28 protein-coding genes are annotated in these 21565 nt (G+C 30.2%); 27 read left to right on the top strand and 1 reads right to left on the bottom strand.

What is annotated here, in order from left to right:
• Nucleotides 1-61 precede the first annotated feature (61 nt).
• The 27 genes from fmt to CQA76_RS05350 all read left to right on the top strand — a co-directional run bounded on the left by fmt (nucleotide 62) and on the right by CQA76_RS05350 (nucleotide 20886).
• Entirely contained in the window at nucleotides 62-979 is a 918-nt protein-coding gene (fmt, locus tag CQA76_RS05480; RefSeq protein WP_137622432.1) for a methionyl-tRNA formyltransferase, read from the top strand.
• Nucleotides 960-1595 carry a biotin--[acetyl-CoA-carboxylase] ligase gene (locus CQA76_RS05475; RefSeq protein WP_137622431.1) on the top strand — a complete coding sequence of 212 codons (636 nt, stop codon included), beginning with the start codon at nucleotides 960-962 and terminating at the stop codon, nucleotides 1593-1595. The genes fmt and CQA76_RS05475 overlap by 20 nt, the downstream gene beginning before the upstream one ends.
• A complete protein-coding gene (locus CQA76_RS05470) occupies nucleotides 1592-2377 on the top strand; it encodes a ParA family protein (protein ID WP_137622430.1) in 786 nt (261 codons plus the stop codon). Before CQA76_RS05475 ends, CQA76_RS05470 begins: the two co-directional genes overlap by 4 nt.
• Nucleotides 2378-2380: 3 nt before the next feature.
• On the top strand, nucleotides 2381-3214 hold the full coding sequence (locus tag CQA76_RS05465; RefSeq protein WP_137622429.1) for a ParB/RepB/Spo0J family partition protein: 834 nt from the start codon (nucleotides 2381-2383) through the stop codon (nucleotides 3212-3214).
• Nucleotides 3215-3275: 61 nt separating this feature from the next.
• Nucleotides 3276-3713 carry a FoF1 ATP synthase subunit B' gene (locus CQA76_RS05460; RefSeq protein ID WP_137622428.1) on the top strand — a complete coding sequence of 146 codons (438 nt, stop codon included), beginning with the start codon at nucleotides 3276-3278 and terminating at the stop codon, nucleotides 3711-3713.
• Nucleotides 3710-4216, top strand: coding sequence for a F0F1 ATP synthase subunit B (locus CQA76_RS05455; protein WP_137622427.1), 507 nt, complete (start codon nucleotides 3710-3712; stop codon nucleotides 4214-4216). Before CQA76_RS05460 ends, CQA76_RS05455 begins: the two co-directional genes overlap by 4 nt.
• A complete protein-coding gene (locus tag CQA76_RS05450) occupies nucleotides 4216-4737 on the top strand; it encodes a F0F1 ATP synthase subunit delta (RefSeq protein ID WP_137622426.1) in 522 nt (173 codons plus the stop codon). The genes CQA76_RS05455 and CQA76_RS05450 overlap by 1 nt, the downstream gene beginning before the upstream one ends.
• Before the next feature lie 12 nt (nucleotides 4738-4749).
• Nucleotides 4750-6255 (top strand): F0F1 ATP synthase subunit alpha, encoded by a 1506-nt coding sequence (atpA, locus tag CQA76_RS05445; protein ID WP_137622425.1) that lies wholly within the window; start codon nucleotides 4750-4752, stop codon nucleotides 6253-6255.
• A 9-nt stretch (nucleotides 6256-6264) separates the two neighbouring features.
• Nucleotides 6265-7149, top strand: a complete 885-nt coding sequence (gene atpG / locus CQA76_RS05440; RefSeq protein WP_137622424.1) for an ATP synthase F1 subunit gamma — start codon at nucleotides 6265-6267, stop codon at nucleotides 7147-7149.
• 25 nt (nucleotides 7150-7174) lie between these two features.
• The gene (gene atpD / locus CQA76_RS05435; RefSeq protein ID WP_137622423.1) at nucleotides 7175-8572 is read left to right on the top strand and encodes a F0F1 ATP synthase subunit beta; all 1398 of its coding nucleotides are present in this window, start codon (nucleotides 7175-7177) and stop codon (nucleotides 8570-8572) included.
• 2 nt (nucleotides 8573-8574) lie between these two features.
• Nucleotides 8575-8964, top strand: coding sequence for an ATP synthase F1 subunit epsilon (atpC, locus tag CQA76_RS05430; RefSeq protein WP_137622422.1), 390 nt, complete (start codon nucleotides 8575-8577; stop codon nucleotides 8962-8964).
• A complete protein-coding gene (locus CQA76_RS05425; protein ID WP_137622421.1) occupies nucleotides 8964-9521 on the top strand; it encodes a MotA/TolQ/ExbB proton channel family protein in 558 nt (185 codons plus the stop codon). The genes atpC and CQA76_RS05425 overlap by 1 nt, the downstream gene beginning before the upstream one ends.
• A gap of 8 nt (nucleotides 9522-9529) precedes the next feature.
• On the top strand, nucleotides 9530-9919 hold the full coding sequence (locus CQA76_RS05420) for an ExbD/TolR family protein (protein ID WP_137622420.1): 390 nt from the start codon (nucleotides 9530-9532) through the stop codon (nucleotides 9917-9919).
• A gap of 4 nt (nucleotides 9920-9923) precedes the next feature.
• Entirely contained in the window at nucleotides 9924-10700 is a 777-nt protein-coding gene (locus CQA76_RS05415) for a TonB C-terminal domain-containing protein (protein ID WP_137622419.1), read from the top strand.
• A gap of 13 nt (nucleotides 10701-10713) precedes the next feature.
• Complete coding sequence (gene tolB, locus CQA76_RS05410; RefSeq protein ID WP_137622418.1) at nucleotides 10714-11925, top strand: Tol-Pal system protein TolB; 1212 nt, start codon at nucleotides 10714-10716, stop codon at nucleotides 11923-11925.
• Nucleotides 11926-11992: 67 nt separating this feature from the next.
• The gene (gene pal / locus CQA76_RS05405; protein ID WP_137622417.1) at nucleotides 11993-12490 is read left to right on the top strand and encodes a peptidoglycan-associated lipoprotein Pal; all 498 of its coding nucleotides are present in this window, start codon (nucleotides 11993-11995) and stop codon (nucleotides 12488-12490) included.
• A gap of 3 nt (nucleotides 12491-12493) precedes the next feature.
• The gene (locus tag CQA76_RS05400) at nucleotides 12494-13444 is read left to right on the top strand and encodes a tetratricopeptide repeat protein (RefSeq protein WP_137622416.1); all 951 of its coding nucleotides are present in this window, start codon (nucleotides 12494-12496) and stop codon (nucleotides 13442-13444) included.
• Nucleotides 13445-13456: 12 nt separating this feature from the next.
• Entirely contained in the window at nucleotides 13457-14020 is a 564-nt protein-coding gene (locus CQA76_RS05395) for an FKBP-type peptidyl-prolyl cis-trans isomerase (protein WP_137622415.1), read from the top strand.
• On the top strand, nucleotides 14020-14943 hold the full coding sequence (fabD, locus tag CQA76_RS05390) for an ACP S-malonyltransferase (protein ID WP_137622414.1): 924 nt from the start codon (nucleotides 14020-14022) through the stop codon (nucleotides 14941-14943). Before CQA76_RS05395 ends, fabD begins: the two co-directional genes overlap by 1 nt.
• Nucleotides 14940-15626, top strand: coding sequence for a 5'-methylthioadenosine/adenosylhomocysteine nucleosidase (locus CQA76_RS05385; protein ID WP_137622413.1), 687 nt, complete (start codon nucleotides 14940-14942; stop codon nucleotides 15624-15626). The genes fabD and CQA76_RS05385 overlap by 4 nt, the downstream gene beginning before the upstream one ends.
• Nucleotides 15623-16378 (top strand): ATP-binding protein, encoded by a 756-nt coding sequence (locus CQA76_RS05380; RefSeq protein ID WP_137622412.1) that lies wholly within the window; start codon nucleotides 15623-15625, stop codon nucleotides 16376-16378. The genes CQA76_RS05385 and CQA76_RS05380 overlap by 4 nt, the downstream gene beginning before the upstream one ends.
• 8 nt (nucleotides 16379-16386) lie before the next feature.
• Nucleotides 16387-16908: an isochorismatase family cysteine hydrolase gene (locus CQA76_RS05375; protein WP_137622411.1), complete on the top strand. Its 522-nt coding sequence runs from the start codon at nucleotides 16387-16389 to the stop codon at nucleotides 16906-16908.
• A 113-nt stretch (nucleotides 16909-17021) separates the two neighbouring features.
• The gene (locus tag CQA76_RS05370) at nucleotides 17022-17603 is read left to right on the top strand and encodes a DUF4879 domain-containing protein (RefSeq protein ID WP_137622410.1); all 582 of its coding nucleotides are present in this window, start codon (nucleotides 17022-17024) and stop codon (nucleotides 17601-17603) included.
• 9 nt (nucleotides 17604-17612) lie between these two features.
• Nucleotides 17613-18098, top strand: a complete 486-nt coding sequence (locus CQA76_RS05365) for a hypothetical protein (protein WP_137622409.1) — start codon at nucleotides 17613-17615, stop codon at nucleotides 18096-18098.
• A 203-nt stretch (nucleotides 18099-18301) separates the two neighbouring features.
• The gene (gene recO, locus CQA76_RS05360) at nucleotides 18302-18916 is read left to right on the top strand and encodes a recombination protein RecO (protein ID WP_137622408.1); all 615 of its coding nucleotides are present in this window, start codon (nucleotides 18302-18304) and stop codon (nucleotides 18914-18916) included.
• Nucleotides 18913-19320 (top strand): rRNA maturation RNase YbeY, encoded by a 408-nt coding sequence (gene ybeY / locus CQA76_RS05355; protein WP_137622407.1) that lies wholly within the window; start codon nucleotides 18913-18915, stop codon nucleotides 19318-19320. The genes recO and ybeY overlap by 4 nt, the downstream gene beginning before the upstream one ends.
• Before the next feature lie 108 nt (nucleotides 19321-19428).
• Nucleotides 19429-20886, top strand: coding sequence for a DASS family sodium-coupled anion symporter (locus CQA76_RS05350; RefSeq protein WP_212741544.1), 1458 nt, complete (start codon nucleotides 19429-19431; stop codon nucleotides 20884-20886).
• Between the two features lie 258 nt (nucleotides 20887-21144).
• On the opposite strand, the gene CQA76_RS05345 is transcribed toward CQA76_RS05350, so the two are convergent.
• Complete coding sequence (locus tag CQA76_RS05345; RefSeq protein WP_137622405.1) at nucleotides 21145-21564, bottom strand: hypothetical protein; 420 nt, start codon at nucleotides 21562-21564, stop codon at nucleotides 21145-21147.
• Nucleotide 21565 lies beyond the last annotated feature (1 nt).

Below are 21565 nucleotides of genomic sequence, written 5' to 3'. Positions count from 1 at the left end.
CCATTTTTTAAATTCAAATTCGATATGATTTTGAAAAAATTTTTATTTGAAGTTATAGATGATGAAAAAAATTATTTTTATGGGCACCCCAGCTTATGCCACTTGTATTTTAAAAGCTCTTTTAGAAAATGAAAATTTTAATATGATGGCTCTTTTTACTCAACCTGATAAAGCAGTGGGTAGAAAACAAATTTTAACCCCAAGTGATACTAAAGCTTTTTTGAGTCATCATTCTCCTAATATTCCTATTTTTACACCTATTTCCTTAAAAGATGAAATGGTTGTTAAACAAATTCGTGATCTAAGACCGGATTTTATAGTGGTAGCTGCCTATGGCAAAATTTTGCCTAAAGCCGTTTTAGATATAGCCCCTTGTATCAATTTACACGCTTCTTTATTGCCAAAATACCGCGGTGCTAGTCCTATTCAAAGTGCTATTTTAAATGGCGATGAAAAAAGTGGGGTTTGTACTATGCTTATGGAAGAAGGGCTTGATACAGGTGCCATACTTGAGAGTTTAGAATGCGACATCAAAGATAAAAATTCAAGTGAAGTTTTTGAAATTTTAGCTAATTTAGCTGCAAAACTTATCATTTCCACTCTTTTAAATTTTAAAAACATCACTCCAAAAAAGCAAGATGAAAATTTAGCAACACAATGTAAAAAAATAAAAAAAGAAGATGGGATGATTGCATTGCACAACGCAAGAGAAATTTATCAAAAATATCTTGCATTTACTCCTTGGCCAAATATTTTTTTAGCTAATGGCTTAAAATTTTTAGAATTAGAACTTATAGATGAAACTAAAATATTTAACCAAGAAGGAGAAATTTTAGAATTGGAAAAAGAAAGTTTTTTACTTGCTTGTAAGCAAGGAATTTTACGTATAAAAAAATTACAAGAAAGCGGAAAAAAAGTCCTTGATGGACACACTTATTTAAATGGAAAGAGGTTGAAAGTTGGAGATAATTTGTATTGAAAGTATAGATTCAACCCACCTTTTTTTATGCGAACAAATCCGCAATAAAAAAATAACAAAAAATACCGCCTTATATGCCTTAGAACAAACTCAAGGAATAGGAAGTAGAGAAAATTCATGGCAAAGCTCAAAAGGAAATTTGCACCTTTCTTTTTGTTTAAAAGAAAAAGATTTACCTAAAGATTTACCTTTAGCCTCAGTGAGTATTTATTTTGCTTATTTATTTAAAGAAATTTTAGCGGATTATGGTTCTAAAATATGGCTTAAGTGGCCTAATGATTTATATTTAGACGATAAAAAAACAGGAGGTATAATGAGTACCAAAATTTCTGATTTTGTTATAGGAGGTATAGGTTTAAATATAACTTTTGCCCCTGAAAATAGAGCTTTATGTGATATTAAAATATCTTTGGAATATTTGGTTAAAGAGTTTGTAAAAAAGCTAGAAAAAAAATTTTTATGGAAGAATATTTTTAGCAAGTATATGTTAGAATTCGAAAAATCAAGACATTTTAGCATCCATCATGAAGGCAAGATTTTTTCACTTAAAGATGCTTGTTTATATCAAGATGGATCAATTTTATTAGATAATAAAAGGGTATATAGTTTAAGATGAGCGAGATTATAACGATAGCAAATCAAAAAGGTGGAGTTGGAAAGACTACGACAGCTGTAAATTTAGCAGCTTCTTTGGCGGTAGCAGAAAAAAAAGTGCTTTTGGTTGATGTTGATCCACAAGCAAATGCTACAACAGGACTTGGTTTTAATCGCAATAACTACGAGTATAATATCTATCATGTATTTATAGGCAGAAAAAAACTTTCTGATATTATTTTAAAAACAGAATTGCCACAACTCCATTTAGCCCCATCAAATATAGGCCTCGTAGGAATAGAACAAGAACTCGCCAAAGGCGAAAATAATGAAAAAAAAACCATACTAAAAAACCAACTTCAAGAAGTTTTAGATGAATATGATTTTATCATTATAGATTCTCCACCAGCACTTGGGAGTATTACCATCAATGCTTTTGCAGCAAGCGATAGCGTTATTATCCCTATACAATGCGAATTTTACGCACTTGAAGGTGTTGCTATGGTTTTAAATACGATTAAGATTATTAAAAAAACTCTCAATCCAAAGCTTAAAGTGCGTGGCTTCTTGCCGACTATGTATAGCTCTCAAAATAATCTTTCTAAAGATGTTGTAGAAGATTTAAAACAAAATTTTAAAAAACAACTTTTTACCATTAACGACAATGAAGATGATTTTATTGTTATTCCACGCAATGTTAAATTAGCAGAAAGCCCTAGTTTTGGCAAACCTATCATACTTTATGATATCAAATCGCCTGGATCTTTGGCTTATCAAAATTTAGCTTACTCGATTTTAGGATGAAATATGGGCTTAAACAAAAATAAAGGACTAAGTACGCTCATAGGAGATGTAAGTGAAATTTATACTAAAGAATTAGGGCTTGATAAAAATCAAGTTAGTCTTATTGAAATTGAAAAAATTACTCCAAATCCCTTTCAACCAAGAAAAGTTTTTGATGAAGCAGCTTTAAATGAACTTGCAAATTCTATTAAAGAGTATGGACTCATTCAACCTATAATTGTTCTTAAAAAAAATGATAAATTCATTTTAGTTGCCGGAGAAAGAAGGCTGCGTGCCACTGAGATTTTGGGTGAAAAAAATATACTAGCTTTTGTTTCAGATAGTGATGAAACAAAACTTAGAGAGCTTGCTCTTATAGAAAATATCCAAAGAGAAAATTTAAATCCTATAGAACTTGCTCACTCTTATAAAGATTTGATTGAAGTGCATAATATTACTCAAGAAAATTTAGCTGAGTTAATCCATAAAAGTCGAACTCAAATTACAAATACTTTAAGACTTTTAAATTTAGATGAAAAAACTCAAGAACTTATAATTCAAGGAAAAATTTCTCAAGGGCATGCTAAAGTTTTAGTAGGGCTCGATAAAAAAGATGAGAAAATGCTAGTGGATAGTATTGTAGGTCAAAAATTAAATGTAAGAGATACAGAAAAAATTGTTCAAAAAATAAAAAATAAAGAAAAAATTCAAGAAGATGTAGAATTTGAAAATTCTATGCAAAATTTAAAACAAATATTAAATAAAATTGGTTTTTCTTGTACTCACAAGAAAAATAATCTCATCATCCATCTAGAAAATACTACTAAAATCAAAAAACTAACTAAATTTCTCGATTGATTTAACCAATTCTTATTTTTTTATGCTAAAATAATATATTTTAGATAATTAAGGAAAATTTATGTTTGAAGACATGCATCCTTCGATAATGTTTGCTACTATGGCTATCTTTTTAGCTATGATAGTCATTTTAAATACTATGCTATATAAACCTCTTTTAAAATTTATGGATGAAAGAAATGATTCTATTAAAAATGATGAGAATAAAGTGAAAGAAAACTCTCAAGAGATGTTAAATGCTAATGATGAAGTTGAAGCAATTTATGCCAATACTAGAGAAGAAGTTTATAAAATAAAACAAAATGCTATCAATGCGGCTAAAGAAGAGGCTGATCAAGTTATAAAATCTAAAAAAGAAGAGCTAGAACGCAAAATGTCTAATTTTTACATAGAATTAGAAAATCAAAAAAAAGAATTCCAAAGTAGTTTATTTGAGCATTTGCCTGAACTTAAGCAAGCTTTATATAATAATATTAAACAATCAGGGATAAATAGATGAAAAAACTATATTATATTATTTTATTATGCCCTTTGTATGCTTTAGCTGCAGGCGATAATGAGTATGATATCGTTCCAAGAACTATTAATTTTCTTATTTTTGTAGCTATTTTGTATTATTTTACAGCTGATTTTTTTAAAAATTTTTATAAAAATCGCATATTAAAAATTTCTTCTAAATTGGATGAAATTCAAAAAAAACTTTTAGAAAGTAAAGCAAAAAAAATTGATACAATGAAAAAACTTGAAGAAGCAAAAGCAAACTCTGTTGCAACTTTAGCTGCAGCAAAAAAAGAAGCGGAAATACTTGTGCAAAAAATTCGAGAGGAAACCCAAAGTGAAATTATTTTACTCGAGCAATATTTTGAAGATCAAAAAAAATACGAATTAAGAAAAATGGAAAAAGAAGTCGTTTCTTCTGCTTTAAAAGAAATATTTGAAGATCCAAATATGGTTTTAAAACAAAATGAAATTGTAGATATCATAATGAAGAAGGTGTCTTAATGGATAATTTAATAGCTAAAAAATATGCAAAAGCTATCATTTCAAGAATTGACGAAGAAGAATTTTATAAAAATTTACTTATTTTAAATTCGGCTTTTTCTTTACCTAAATTTAAAGATATCATTAATTCTAGTCAAATTCAAAAAGATAAAAAATTGGACTTATTGAATTCTTTTTTTGAAAGAATAAATCCCAACTTCACTAATTTTTTAAAAATATTGGTAAAGAATTCAAGACTTTCTTATATTCCTCAAATTTTTAAAGAGCTTGAAAAGCAAAAGGCACTTAAAGATAATATTTCTACGGGTATTGTTTATTCTAAAGAAACCTTAGATGAAAGTATTATTAAGGAATTAGAATATAAAATCGGATCAAAATTAGATACTAAAATTAAACTGGAAAATAAGATTACTTTAGATAATGGTATCAAAATTCATCTAGAAGAGTTGGGTTATGAAATTTCTTTTTCTATGAAAACCTTTCAAAATAAAATAAGTGAATATATACTTAAAATAATTTAAGGAGAAAATAATATGAAATTTAAAGCTGATGAAATCAGTTCTATCATAAAAGAAAAAATCGAAAATTTTGATTTAAATTTAGAAATTGAAGAAACAGGAAAAATTATTTCTATAGCCGATGGAGTTGCTAAAGCTTATGGGTTAAAAAATATTATGGCTGGAGAAATGGTTGAGTTTGAAAATGGCGATAAAGGTATGGCACTCAACCTAGAAGAAAGTAGCGTAGGTATCATTATACTTGGAAAAGGAGAAAATTTAAAAGAAGGTTCTTCTGTAAAACGTTTAAAAAGACTTCTTAAAGTTCCAGTAGGAGATGGTTTAGTTGGAAGGGTTGTTAATGCTTTGGGGGAACCAATTGATGCTAAGGGTCCTATTGATAGCAATGAATTTCGTTGTGTTGAAGAGAAAGCTAAAGGGATAATGGCAAGAAAAAGTGTCCATGAACCTTTACAGACAGGTATTAAAGCAATTGATGCACTCGTTCCAATTGGTCGTGGCCAAAGAGAACTTATTATTGGTGATAGACAAACAGGTAAAACAACCGTGGCAATAGATACGATTATCGCCCAAAAAGGACAAAATGTCATTTGTATCTATGTTGCTATTGGACAAAAACAAAGTACAGTAGCACAAGTAGTTAAAAAACTTGAAGAACATGGAGCTATGAGTTATACTATAGTAGTGAATGCGGGGGCGAGTGATCCTGCAGCACTTCAATATCTTGCACCTTATTCTGGTGTAACCATGGGAGAATTTTTTAGAGATAACGCAAAACATGCATTAATTGTTTATGATGATCTAAGCAAACATGCAGTTGCTTATCGCGAAATGTCACTCATTTTACGTCGTCCTCCAGGTCGTGAAGCTTATCCAGGTGATGTTTTTTATCTTCATTCAAGACTTTTGGAAAGAGCAAGTAAATTAAACGATGAGTTAGGGGCAGGATCTTTGACGGCTCTTCCTATTATAGAAACTCAAGCAGGAGATGTTTCTGCTTACATACCAACTAATGTTATTTCTATTACCGATGGACAAATATTTTTAGAAACAGATTTATTTAACTCAGGAATTCGTCCTGCAATCAATGTTGGTTTATCCGTTTCTAGGGTTGGTGGTGCTGCACAAATTAAAGCAACCAAGCAAGTTTCTGGTACATTAAGACTAGATCTGGCACAATATAGAGAACTTCAAGCTTTTGCACAATTTGCGAGTGATCTTGATGAAGCAAGCAGAAAACAACTCGAGCGTGGCCAAAGAATGGTAGAGCTTTTAAAACAACCTCCTTACGCTCCAATCAGTATAGAAAAACAGGTTGTTTCTGTATTTGCTGGAACTAAAGGTTACTTGGATGATGTAGCTGTTTCACAAATTAAAGATTTTGAAGATGGGATTTATTCATTTATAGAAACAAAATATCCAGATATTTTCGAACAAATTCGTTCCAAAAAAGCTTTAGATGCAGAATTAGAAGAAAAACTAATAAAAGCTATTAACGAGTTTAAAACAAATCACCTATAAGGTTCTTTTATGTCCAATTTAAAAGAAATTAAAAGAAAAATAAAAAGTGTTCATAACACTCAAAAAACAACCAATGCTATGAAGCTTGTTTCTACTGCTAAATTAAAAAAAGCAGAAGAAGCGGCTAAGAGATCGAGAATATATGCTCAAAAAATTGATGAAATGTTGGGTGAAATTTCATTTCAAATCAATAAGATTATTTATAATGAAGATGATTCTAGATTTGCTTTATTTCATAAGAAAAGTCAAATTAAAAATATCGATCTTATTTTTATTACTGCAGATAAAGGGTTATGTGGAGGTTTTAATATTAAAACTTTAAAGGCTGTAAGTGATTTTCTAAAAGATTGTGAAATACAAAATATTAAGGTACGTTTAAGAGCTATTGGTAAAACAGGTATAGAGTATTTTAATTTTCAAAAAATAGAAATTTTAGAAAAATATATCGGATTAAGCTCTAGCCCAGATTATGAAAAGGCTTGTTCAATTATCCATTCTGCTGTAAATGATTATTTAAGTGGAATTACTGATGAAGTTATCATAATTCATAATGGATATAAAAATATGATCACTCAAGAATTAAAAATTTCTCATCTTATCCCAGTAGAACCGAAAGAATCTGAAATTGTTTCAAATTCTCTTTTAGAGCTTGAACCTGATGATACAAGTCTTTTGGAAGATTTGATGAAAACTTATTTTGAGTATAATATGTATTATGCATTAATTGATTCTTTGGCGGCAGAACATAGTGCAAGAATGCAGGCTATGGATAATGCAACCAATAATGCAAAAGCTAGAGTAAAGCAACTCAATCTTGCTTACAATAAAGCAAGACAAGAATCCATTACCACTGAACTTATAGAAATCATCAGTGGTGTTGAATCTATGAAGTAGTAAATTTTTAAGGAGAATATTAATAATGCAAGGATTCATTTCACAAATATTAGGTCCAGTTGTTGATGTAGACTTTAATGACTACCTGCCTCAAATCAATGAAGCAATTTTGGTTAATTTTGAAAGCGAAGGAAAAAAACATAAGCTTATTTTAGAAGTAGCTGCACATCTAGGAGATAATAGAGTTAGAACCATCGCTATGGATATGACAGATGGTTTAACAAGAGGTCTTGAAGTGAAAGCTTTAGGAGCCCCTATTAGTGTTCCTGTGGGTGAGAAAGTTTTAGGAAGAATTTTTAATGTTACGGGTGATTTAATTGATGAGGGAGAAGAAATCTCTTTTGATAAAAAATGGGCAATCCATAGAGATCCTCCGGCTTTTGAAGATCAAAGCACCAAAAGTGAAATTTTTGAAACGGGTATTAAGGTTGTTGATTTATTAGCGCCTTATGCAAAAGGTGGTAAAGTAGGACTTTTTGGCGGTGCTGGTGTTGGTAAAACGGTCATCATTATGGAGCTTATACACAATGTTGCCTTTAAACATAGTGGATATTCGGTTTTTGCAGGAGTTGGTGAAAGAACTCGTGAAGGAAACGATCTTTATAATGAAATGAAAGAAAGTAACGTTTTGGATAAAGTTGCCTTATGTTACGGACAGATGAATGAACCACCGGGGGCAAGAAATCGTATCGCTTTAACAGGTCTTACAATGGCAGAATATTTTAGAGATGAAATGGGACTCGATGTATTAATGTTTATTGATAATATCTTTAGATTTTCTCAATCAGGTTCTGAAATGTCAGCTCTTTTAGGAAGAATTCCATCAGCTGTTGGTTATCAACCAACCTTAGCAAGCGAAATGGGTAAATTTCAAGAAAGAATTACCTCAACCAAAAAAGGATCTATCACTTCAGTACAAGCTGTATATGTTCCCGCTGATGACTTAACCGATCCAGCTCCAGCAACAGTTTTTGCACATTTAGACGCAACAACAGTACTAAATAGAGCTATTGCTGAAAAAGGAATTTATCCAGCAGTTGATCCGCTTGATTCTACCTCAAGAATGCTTGATCCAAATATTATTGGAGAAAAACATTATAAAGTAGCACGTGGAGTGCAATCGGTTCTTCAAAAATATAAAGATTTGCAAGATATTATTGCTATTTTAGGTATGGATGAACTTAGTGAAGAAGATAAACTTATAGTTGAAAGAGCAAGAAAAATAGAAAAATTCTTATCTCAGCCATTCTTCGTTGCCGAAGTTTTTACAGGTAGTCCAGGAAAATATATTTCTCTTGAAGAAACCATAGCAGGTTTTGAAGGAATTTTAGAAGGTAAATATGATCATTTACCAGAAAATGCTTTCTATATGGTTGGTAATATTGAAGAAGCAATTGCAAAGGCTGATAAAATCAAAGGCTAGTGATGGACAATTTATTTAAAATCGAAATTATTACACCTATGGGTGTGATTTATGAAGGCGATATAAAATCAGTTACCTTGCCAGGAAGTGACGGAGAATTTGGCGTATTGAAAGGACATGCTGCTTTAGTCTCGTCTTTAAAGTCAGGCGTAATTGATATAGAAAAAGAAGATCTAAGCCATGAACTTATTGCAATTGACGCAGGCCATGTAAAAGTTGACGAAAGTAAAACCAGTGTCTTAGCAAAAGGAGCAATTTGGATTTCAGGATCCAATGAGAGCGAAATAGAAAAAAATCTTTCAGAAGCAAAAGAATTGATCAAATCAATGAGTTCTGATAGTGTAGCTTTGGCAGCTACTTTTTCAAAAATAGATAATGTAAAGGTTAATTGATGAATTTTGAAGCAATATTTCATTTTTTTGGAAATTCAAGTATGATTACTTATATAGTTTTAGTTTGGCTTTCCTTATATTTTATACTTTCTTTTGCTATATTTTTTGCAAAAATGACTTACCTAGCTACTTGGAAAAGCAAAGAAAAAGAAAGTCTAGAAACTTTGCTTTTAGGAGAAAAAGACTTAAGTAGAACAGATTCTATTTTAAGAAAATGTACAGATACTACTCTTGCTCATTTAGAAATTTATAAAAATTTAGCTAATCGTCGTGCATCTGGTGGTTTAACTTGGCTTAGTATCGTCGCTTCAACTTCTCCTTTTATAGGTCTTTTTGGAACAGTTATTTCTATACTTGAAACTTTTGGAGGTCTTGGATCTCAAAATTCTTTAAGTATTATTGCACCAAAAATAAGCGAAGCTTTAGTTGCAACGGGGTGTGGAATTTTGGTTGCTATTCCCGCATATACCTTTCATCTCATTATCAAGGCAAAAGCTTTTGAATTATTAAGCATTATTGATAGTGAGATTAAAGTTTTAAGCTCAAATAACAATTGAGGCGTATTATGCATTTTGATGATCAAAAACCAGAACTTAATATCACACCTTTGGTGGATATTATGCTTGTTTTGCTTGCTATTTTAATGGTTACAGCACCAAGCATTACCTACGAAGAAAAAATAAACCTTCCCCAAGGTAGTCAAAAATCTACCAGTGCTCCAACGGTAAAAAGTCTAATTGTAAGTATTAATTCTAAAAAAGAAATTTTTTTAAATCAAGAAAAATATAATTTTGTAAGCTTTGCAGATAATCTCGCACAAAAAAAATCTCAATTTAATACCGAAGAACCTGTTTTTATAAGAGCGGATAAAAATTTAAAGTATGATGATGTTATTTATGTGTTAAGAAGTATTAAAAATTTAGGTTTTAGTAAAGTTGCTTTACAGACAGAATAAAATTATGAAAAATTATGGCTTAGGTAATTTCAATTCTTTTTTATTGGCTTTTGGTGTTTATCTCATTGTAGTTGGTTTTGTTTTTTTTAGACTTATAACTCAAAACGAACCTGCTATACAATATACAGATATTAAAGATAGTTTTGTTGATATTGAGCTTGCCGAACCATCAAAACAAGTTATAACTAAACAAAATACCGCTGAAAATATTCAAAAACCAAATGAACAAATTGATATTGAAAAACTTTTTGCACAAACTACAAATCAAAGCGTAAAAACTGAAGATGTTGAACAAGAATCAAGCAATTTTAATGAACTATTTGGAAGCATTAAAGAAATACAAGATAAAAAAACTACTAAAATTCAATCAAGTGCAAAATCAGGCACTTCGGTTGCTCCAAAGCCTCAAGCAGCAGAACTTGTTAAACAATTAAATGATAGCCTCATTCAAGAAGAAAATCTTACTCAAGGTGAAAATACGAAAGCTCAAAAAACAGGAATTTATGATGAATTTTTAGGAAAAGTTGTGCGTATTATCACTCAAAGATGGAAGCAATATTATCCAAACAATAAAGAGATTGCTGTAAAAGTTAAAATCTTTATTGATGAAAATGGAAAATTTGGTTATACTTCAGTAGAAAAAAGTGGAGACGCTTTATATGATGCCAAAGTGGCAGAATTTTTAGAAAATCAAAAAGGAAAATTTATTACTTATCCACCACAAAATAAAAGCATAAGTATTATTATGAATTTAAAAGATGAAATAAAAACTCAACAATAATTTAGGAGAAAAAATGAAAAAAATTTTTACTATTTTCTTATTCTTTTTAGGTACTCTTTGGGCAGAAGATCCAACCATAACGGTTGTAAATTCAGGTGTGGCTCTACCAAAAATTATCGTTAAAGATAATTCTAATTTAGACAACCCTGCTCTAAAACGTAGTTTTTATAACATAATTGTCAATGATTTAAAAGTGAGTTCTAATTTTGAAGTTGTTAGCGACGCATCTGAGCAAAGTAATTATGTTTTTGAATACTCTCTAAGTCGAAACAACAATAGCTTAAATTTAAATGTTAAAATTAAAGCTGGTGGAATTGAAAAATCAAATCAAACTTATACTTTAAATGGTATTGAACAATATCCTTTTTTGGCTCACAAGAGCGTCAAGTCTTCTGTTAGTGTATTAGGTTTGCCACCTATAGATTGGATGGATCATAAAATTTTAATTTCTAGAAACTCTAGTTCTAGAAAAAGTCAAATTATAATAGCCGATTATACTTTAACTTATCAAAAAGTCATAATTGATGGTGGCTTAAATTTATTTCCAAAATGGGGAAATAAAGAACAGACTATATTTTATTATACAGCATATGATAATAACATGCCTACGCTTTATCGCTATGATTTAAATTCAAACAAAGCAAATAAAATTTTATCAAGTGGCGGCATGGTAGTGGCTAGTGATGTAAGCTCGGATGGGAACAAGCTCCTTATCACTATGGCTCCAAAAGATCAACCAGATATTTATCTATATGAACTAAATAACAAAAAAATAACACAGCTTACAAATTATTCTGGCATTGACGTAAATGGTAATTTTATAGGAAATGATGATAATAAAATAGTTTTTGTAAGTGATCGCTTGGGTTACCCAAATATTTTTTTACAAAATCTAAATAGTACAAGTGGTGCTGAACAGGTTGTTTTCCATGGTAGAAATAATTCGGCCGTTTCAACTTATAAAGATTTTTTAGTTTATTCAAGCAGAGAGCCTAATCAATATGGAGTGTTTAATATTTATTTAATGTCATTAAATAGTAATGATATAAGACAACTTACAGCAAATGGAAAGAATTTATTTCCTAGATTTTCTAGTGATGGTGGCAGTATAGTATTTATAAAATATCTTGGAGCACAAAGTGCCCTAGGTGTTATACGTGTAAATGCAAATAAAACTTTTTATTTTCCGCTTAAAATTGGAAAAATTCAATCTATTGATTGGTAAAAAGTTGCAATTAATAAAAATTTTAGATATAATATCTACGAAATTTATCAACTTTGAAAGGTCGTAAATGAAAAAAATTCTTTTTAGTTCGATTGCAGCATTTGCAATAGTTATTAGCGGATGTAGCACTAAAAGCTCTAGTGTAAGTGGTGATACTAGCGTGGATTCTAATGGAGGTTCAGGCGGTAGAGATAATTGGGATATTGACTCAAGAATTTCTCATCTTAATGAAACTTTAAATAAGGTATACTTTAATTTTGACAAATTCAATATTCGTCCAGATATGCAAACTGTTATCAATACAAATGCTAATATTTTCAATACTGAAGTAAGTGGAGTTAATATTACAGTTGAAGGTAATTGTGATGAGTGGGGAACCGATGAATATAATCAAGCACTAGGTTTAAAAAGAGCAAAAGCTGTAAAAGAAGCTTTAATTGCTCAAGGAGTAAATGCTGATAGAATTTCTGTGAAAAGTTATGGAGAAACTAATCCAGTATGTACCGAAAAAACCAAATCTTGTGATGCACAAAACAGACGTGCCGAATTTAAATTATCAAGATAATTGATGAAAAAAATGTTTTTAGTAGCTCTTTTTGCGGGAGCTACTCTACTTTATGCTGAAAATTCTGCTTTTGGTGCAGGAGATTTAACAAGTAGTTCTCCTTATGGTTTAAGCTCCAATGAAATATTATTAAAAAATAAATTAGATACCTTAACTAATAACAACGCTCAAACAAATTCAAGGATTAATGAAATAGAAGAAAGAATTGAGGGATTACAGAGTACTTTAGAAGGTATAAATTCTCAATACGCTAAGTCTAGTTCTAGATTGACTCAATTGGAAACAAATAATGAAACTATAGAAAGTAATTTAACTGCAGAAATCCAAAATTTAAAAAAATATGTTGAAGAAAGTCGAAAAATTCAGGAAACCAACAATAAACAATTTAAAAAAATTCTAACAGAGCTTAGCTCTCTAGTAGATTCGATTAATGCAAACTATGTTTCTAAAAATGATCTTAATGACTTAAATCTAAGTGTTCAAAATTCAATATCATCAAACCCTATTATGGTAAAAAATGATAATAATATAACACAAAAAAAAGAGAATAATAGCACAAAAGACGAAGAAACTAAAATAATAGATAACTCTTGGAAAAAGAAAAAAAACAATGAAATTTTAAATCTAGCCATACAAGATCTTCAAAAAAATTTATATGAAGACTCTAAAATAAAATTAAATTACCTTATAGAAAAACGATATAAACCAGCAAGAGCAAATTTTTGGCTAGGAGAGATAGAATATAAGCAAAAAAATTATAATAATGCTATTGTATTTTATAAAAAAAGTTCTGCCATCAGCTCTAAAGGGGATTATTTTCCAAAGCTTTTGTACCATACAGCAATTTCTTTAGACAAAACAGGTAATGCTAAAACTGCCAATGGATTTTATAAGGCTTTAAAAAAGAATTATCCAAATTCACCAGAAGCAAAAGCTTCACCAAATAGAAAATAAAAAAGGAAAAAAATGTCAATAGAAAAAAATAATGTTGTTTCAATGTTTTATGAACTCAAAGATGCTAATACTCAAGAAGTTTTAGAGTCGAATTTATACGCTCAACCTATTTCTTTTATAGTCGGAAAAGGACAGATTTTAGAAAGCTTAGAAGAAGAAATTATGAAGCTTGATTGTCCAAGCAATAGTGATGTTTTAATCAAAAAAGAAAAGGGTTTAGGCGAATACGATGCTACTGCTATTCAAACATTACCTAAAGAGCAATTTGCTGGGATTGATTTAAAAATAGGTATGGAACTTTTCGGTGAAGGTGAAAATGGTGAAACCGTCCGCGTAAGTGTTAAAGAAATCAATGAAAACGATGTTGTTGTTGATTATAACCATCCTTATGCTGGAAGAGATTTGCTCTTTTCACTTAACATTGTAGATGTTAGACCAGCTAGCGAAGATGAAATTTTGACAGGCATTATTGCAGGAAGTCATAGTTGTGGATGTGGTGGAGGACACCATGATCACGATCATCATCACGGGGGTGGTGGCTGCTGCGGTGGTGGTGGAGGCTGTGGTTGCCACTAATGAATATTGCCTTTATATTTCCAGGACAAGGTTCTCAAGTCACTGGAATGGGAAAAAGTTTTTATGAAAATTCTAAAAAAGCTAAAGAACTCCTTGAAAGTGCAAGTGATTTTTGTAAGATTGATTTTAAACATTTGCTTTTTGAAGAAAATGATCAGTTAAATAAAAGCGAATTTACCCAACCTGCTATTGTATTAAATTCTTTAATGGCCTATACAGCCTTAATCGAACAGAAACCAGACTTACAAGCTGTATTTTCCCTAGGTCATTCTTTAGGGGAATTTTCAGCTTTGGCTGTAAATGGAGCTTTAGAATTTTTGCAAACTCTTACTTTGGTTAATAAAAGAGGATTTTTCATGCAAGAAGATTGCTCTAAAGTTGAAGCAGGAATGATGGTAGTTTTAGGTTTAGATGATCAAGTCGTAGAAAATATTTGCAAAAAAGCTCAAGAAGAAAATAAAAAAATATTTGCAGCAAACTATAACTGCGATGGTCAAATTGTTGTAGCAGGTTTAAAACCCGATCTTATAAGTTACGAAAATGAATTTAAAAACTCTGGAGCGAAAAGAGCAATGCTTTTAAATATGAGTGTTGCAAGTCATTGTCCTTTACTTGAAAATGCTTCATCAAAACTTTGCATCGAACTTGAAAAAACACTCAAACCAAATTTTAAAGCCGTGGTTTCAAATGCAAATGCAAAAATTTATACCGATAAAGAACAAGCGTTAAAACTACTCAAATCTCAACTCATTTCCCCTGTTCTTTATAAGCAAAGTATTAAAAATTATGAAAATGAAATCGATTGCTTTGTAGAATTTGGTGCAAGCATTCTTAAAGGTTTAAACAAAAAAATAAGCTCTAAGGAAACTTATTCTTTGACTAATTTTAGTGATATTGATGAATTTTTAAAGGTTGTAAAATGAAAATAGCAATTTTAGGTGCAATGCCTGAAGAAATTACTCCCTTGCTTGAAATTTTAAAAGAATACAAAAGTATTGAATACGCAAACAATACTTATTATCTAACAAATTATAAAAATCATGAACTTATTTTAGCCTATTCTAAAATAGGAAAAGTCAATTCAACTCTAAGTGCAAGCATAATGATTGAAAAATTTGGGGCTGAAATTTTACTTTTTACAGGTGTGGCAGGTGCTTTTAATCCAGAATTAGAAATAGGCGACTTACTCTACGCTACGCAATTAGCTCAATATGATCTTGATATAACCGCTTTTGGACATCCACTTGGTTTTGTTCCTGGGAATGAAATTTTTATAAAAACAGATGAGAAGTTAAATAATCTTGCTTTAGAAGTTGCAAAAGAATTAAATATCAAACTAAAATCAGGAATCATTGCAACTGGAGATGAATTTATCTGCGATGAAGCAAAAAAAGCAAAAATAAGAGAAATTTTTAACGCCGATGCTTGTGAAATGGAAGGTGCTAGTGTCGCTTTAGTTTGCGATGCTTTAAAAATACCTTGTTTTATTTTAAGAGCTATGAGTGATAAGGCTGGAGAAAAAGCTGAATTTGATTTTGATGAATTTGTGATTAATTCTGCGAAAATTTCAGCTAATTTTGTTCTTAAAATGTGTGAAAAATTATGATAAACCTTAGTAAAAAGCTTATACGACAAGTTGCTCAAGCAAACGCTAAATTTGGGCTTATTAAGGATGGCGATCGCGTTCTTTTAGGCTTAAGTGGAGGCAAAGATTCTTTAGCTTTAGCACATCTTTTAAATCGTATGCAAGCTCACGCTCCTTTCAAATTTGATCTTGAAACTGTTACTTTAAGCTATGGTATGGGTGAAGATTATTCTCAACTGCATGCACATTGTGAAGAACATGGCATAAAACATAGCGTTCTTGACTCTAATATCTACGAAGTATCGGGCGATACTATAAGAGAAAATTCTAGTTTTTGTAGCTATTTTTCTAGAATGAGACGTGGAGCTTTATATACTTATGCTCTTGAAAAAGGTTTTAATAAACTTGCTATTGGCCATCATTTAGATGATGCAGCGGAGAGTTTTTTTATGAATTTCATCCACAATGGATCCTTAAGAACCCTAGCTCCAATCTATAAAAGCAAACGTGGTATAATAGTGATACGCCCTTTGATTTTTGTTAGAGAAAGACAACTTAGAGACAATGCAATACAAAATGAACTTCAAGTTATAGGAAATGAGTTTTGTCCTGGCATGAAACTCAGTGAAAAAAATGTTAAATTTCCACATGCAAGAGAAGAATCCAAACAGCTTTTGGCAAATTTAGAAAAAGAGCATCCTAAACTTTTTACGAGCTTAAAAACCGCCTTTTCTAACTTACATACAGAAACTTTTTGGATGAATCAAGTATAAAAAACTCTATGGAAAAAGCTTTTGTTATTGTTGATTATCAAAATGATTTTATCAACGGAAGCTTAGGTTTTAAAAAAGCTTTAGAAATCAAAGAAAATATTCTTAATCACCTAAATCAAATCGATTTTAATACCACACATTTACTCATCACTTGTGATACACATGTTCAAAATTATTTAAAAAGCAAAGAAGGGTTAAATCTCCCTATAAAACATTGTATTAAAGATACTTTTGGTTGGAAAATGCCTGATGAATTTGATCCATTTTTAAAAAAAGCTCATAAAATTTTTTATAAAAATGCTTTTGGTAGTTTAGAATTTGCTAATTTTATCAATCAAAGCACATATAAAGAAATCTATTTTTGTGGTTTGGTTTCACATATTTGTGTATTTTGTAATATCATACTAGCTTTTAGTGCGAAACCGAATGCAAAATTGATTTTATATCAAGATTCTACAGCAAGTTTTGATGAAAATCTACAAAATTCGGCCTTTTCTTTGCTTAAAATTTATGGTGTTGAGATAATCTAGCAATTAAATTTTAAGTAATTTTCATAATAAATCAATCTTTAAAAAAATAATATCAATATTGGAATAAAAATTGCTTGTAAATTTTAGAGCATTGAAAACCTAAGGAGAAAAAGATGAAAAAAATGATCTTTTTATTAGTATTAAGTTGCTCTTTAGTTTTTGCTGAAAACATTGAAGCTTTAAAAAAGGGTAAAGAAGTTATTGCTTCAAACGATCTTAGTGTTTATGTTAGCCCTGATTCCATTTTGGCCAAACCTGAAAACAAAGACTTGGTTGTTAAGATTTTAAACAATTTTTATAAAACTTTAGAGAAAAAGCCTATTGTAAAATCACCTGCACCTCCTGTAACTTTTGTTACCATTGAAGGTATAGTTTCAGAAAAAGGTGGCAAAGAAGTGGTTTCTTTTGGACAAACGATTACAAAATATCATCACGGTGGAAAACCCTTCTGGGCTGTTACAGGTGTTTTAGGTTATGGTGGAAATAGTAATGTTGATACTGCTACTTTTGGCGGAAGTAAGGTGGAGTGTTTATATTATAGCCCTGTAGTAGCTGATTCTGGCGGAATTATTGTTGGATGGTTAGAACAATGGGATTTAACAACCGCACCTAATCAAACTGGCTTATTTATCTATACCTCAAAGTCAATTAATTCGCCATTTAATTCAATGAGTACAAAGATTCAAATTCAATAGGAGGAAAACATGCAAATAAATTCTTTAAGTTCTCAAAGTTATTATTCTTCTAATCAAAAGAAAAATAATTATGGTTTAGATTTCTCAGATGCTAAAGAAAAAGTAGAAAATGGCGACATTAAAAATATTGATGATGTTATAGACTATGCTTATGATAAAGCTATACATGCTTCAAGCAAAGAAGAACAAGATAAATATGGTGCCATAGGATTTCAGCTTTTCTCTGCTACCATCAATCAAGCCTTAAATGAAGCTATGCAAAAGCAAGGCGTAAATGACCTTAAAGACTTTGATACAAAAGGTTGGAAGGAAAGTCAGAATGAAATAATGTCTGAAGAAGATCAAGAATTTGGAAGCAATTTGGCTAAACAAATTAAAATTTTAGAAGAGTCTAAAAAATTTGATGGAAACATAGATCCAAGTATAGGCTTTACTCGTTTAGAATCTATAGAAGTTTCGCAAAATCTTTTAAAAGATTTGTTGAGTGCTATTTAAAACTAAGGTATATTTGCCTTAGTTTAATTACTTTCGTTTTAATTTTCGCATAACTTGCTAAATTTTTCAATATAAAATTTCCAATTTTTCTATAAAATATTAATTTGTAAAACATTAAAATTGATCAATAAATCTTTATATTTAAGGTTTAAATTTTATAGTACAATTCAAAATAACGTAGATATATTTTACCAAAGGAAAATATGCAAGGTTTTATACTCCATACGCAAAAAGTCAAAGATGAAGATTTGATAGTTTATATATTAAGTCCTAAAATGCTTGTAAAAACCTATCGTTTTTATGGACTTAGACATTCTAGCATTTTAAATGGTTATAAGATTGACTTTGCCTTAGAAGAAAACCCGAGCTTTTTACCAAGACTCAAAGATGTTTTGCATTTAAATTTTTCATGGATTATGCAAAGAGAAAAAATGTTTATTTGGCAAGAATTCATTCGCCTTTTATATCAACATTTAAAAGATACTGAGATACTTGAGAAATTTTATTTTTTGCTTTTAGAAGAATGTGTCAAACGTTTTGAAAAACAAAATCCTAAAAGAGTCATAATAGATGCTTATCTTAAAATTTTAGAATTTGAAGGTAGATTACACCAAGATTTTATTTGTTTTTCTTGTGATGAAAAAATTCAAAACCATATCACTTTAATAAGAGCTTTTTTGCCTTCTCATAATCATTGTGCTTTAGGTTATAATTTTGAAGAAAAAAAATTAAAAGATTTTTATGATAATAAAAATTGCGGAATTTTTAATGATGAAGAAATACAAAATTTATATAATTTAATCAAGGAAGGCTTATGATACTTAGTGACAAAAAATACGATTTTTTAGAAAAAATAGTAGCTTATTTAAGTCCAAAAAAAGATGTGGAGCTTATTTTTGTAAATAATCAAGAAATGCAAGAAATTAACTTAAAACAAAGAAATCAAAACAAAACAACCGATGTTTTATCCTTTCCACTTGAAAATGTAGATGAAAATATCCCTTTAGGTTCTATAGTCATCAATACAGAATTAGCCAAAGAAAAAGCACAAGAATTTGGACATAGTTACGAAGAAGAATTGAGTTTATTATTTATCCACGCTATGCTTCATTTACTAGGTTTTGATCATGAAAAGGATAATGGAGAAATGAGAAAAAAAGAAGAAGAACTTATAAAACACTTTAAACTACCTACAAGCTTAATCATTAGAACTCTTAACTAAAAACATTATCTTAGCTTAATCAAATCTCTTATAAAGAATTTATTAATTTAAAATTTAATATAAGTTTTCTAAAGTATAATTTGTTTTTACATTTAAAAAAGGATGAACATGTTTTATGTAAAACTTTTAGCGCCTTTAATTGTAGGTTTAATCACTTATCTGATCCCGGTTCCTGAGGGTTTAAGTCCTAATGCTTGGCTTTATTTTAGCATTTTTGTTGGCTTGATTATTGGCTTAATCTTGGAACCTATTGCACCTGCTTTAATCGGAGTCATTGCTGTTACTTTAGCTGTTGTCTTTAAGGTTGGACCCGCTGGATCCAATAATGTCGAAACCATTATCAAGGATTCTGCAGCTATAAAATGGGGTTTGGCAGGATTTTCAGACGCGGTTGTATGGCTTATTTTTGCTGCTTTTACCATAGGACTTGGATTTTCTAAAACAGGTTTAGGAGAAAGAATAGCCCTTTATCTTGTTTCAAAACTTGGAAAATCTACCTTGGGTTTAGGTTATGCTATTGCTATAGTTGATTTAATTTTAGCTCCTTTTATCCCTAGCAATGCTGCAAGAAGTGGAGGAACTGTTTATCCTATAGTAACTAATATTGCTCCTATGTTTGAAAGTTATGCGGATAAAAATCCTAGAAAAATTGGTGCTTATCTTGTATGGATGGGCTTAGCAAGCTCTTGTATCACAAGCTCGATTTTTCTTACAGGGCAAGCTCCAAATCCACTTGCACTTTCTTTGATATCTAAAAATGGAGTTGCTGTTGTGGATTGGCTTAGTTGGTTTTTAGCCTTTTTGCCAGTAGGCTTAATCCTTTTTGTTATCACTCCAATTTTAGGATATTTCATCTATCCACCAGAAATTAAAGGATCAAAAGAAATAGCTATCTGGGCAAAAGAAAAATATCAGGCTTTAGGAAAAATGCCAACTTCTCAAATTTGTATGCTTATTATAGCTCTTATTGGACTAGTACTTTGGGTTGGTTCAAGCTTTTTTAAAATCAATGCCACAACCACAGCCTTAATTATGATCATTTTAATGATAGCTTGCAAAATAATAACTTGGCAAGATTTTTTAGGCAATAAACCAGCTTGGAATACTCTTGTATGGTTTGCAACTCTTGTTACAATGGCGGGTGGGCTTAAAAATGTTGGATTTTTAGACTACTTAGCTAATTCTTTAGGGCATAGACTTTCGGGTTTTGAACCATTTATAGCTACCATTTTACTTTTAATGTTATTTTCTTGGCTTAGATATTTTTTCGCTTCAGGAACTGCTTATGTAACAGCCATCATTGCTGTTTTTGTATCTTTGGCCAGTTCTATTGAAGGCGGAAATCCGGCACAAATTATGCTAATACTTGCTTTACCAATGGGTTTTATGGGTATCATCACTCCATATGGAACAGGTTGCTCTCCTTTATGGTTTGGAAGTAATTATATTAAAGGTCCTCAATTTTTCTTATTAGGCGGAATTTTTGCCTTAATTTATATGGTTATTTATCTTTTTATAGGAATTCCTTGGATAGAATTTATTACGCCTTATCTTAGCTTTCATTAAAAGTTAATTTTTCTCCTTAATTCGGAGAAAAATTAGCCTTGATACATATCCATTTTGTGCTTGTCTTAGTAACCATATAATGCAGTATGTTACAAAGATACTAGCACCCATACCACTATACAAAGCATTATGAACGCCTGAAAACATTTTTTCAAATATAGGCATAGTTAGGTCGTTAATAGTATTAGCGACACTATCTATCCAATTTGAAGGTAAAGTGGAAATGGTAATTTTTATATTTGCCATTTTACAATTCTTTTATTTTTGTTGTATAAGTATATTAGCAATACTACAATTATTAGGTTTTGTTTTATATAATCCAACGGCGTTATTATCTACTTTTTCTTTATAACAATCTGCACTTATTAATTTATATATTCCATCTTTTTCTAATAAAATATAATTAGAATAGTTTTTATCATCATTTCTATGAAACTTATTATTACTACTAAGCCGATGTTCTATATCATTATACATTCCCTTTGCATTAACAATACTTTGGATATCTTTTAACGATCTCCAAGAATAAAGATTATAACCTGGATATTTTTCTTCAATAAGCTTATTTGCATAATCAAATAATTCTTTATTTCCTTTTTCATATTCTAATTTAACTAAATTATCTCCACCACAAGCAATAAAAAACACCGCAATTACTGCAAATAACATTTTTTTCATT

The organism is Campylobacter aviculae (assembly GCF_005406215.1).
In the GTDB taxonomy this organism is placed as follows: domain Bacteria; phylum Campylobacterota; class Campylobacteria; order Campylobacterales; family Campylobacteraceae; genus Campylobacter_D; species Campylobacter_D aviculae.
This window is presented reverse-complemented; position numbering and strand designations above follow the sequence as displayed.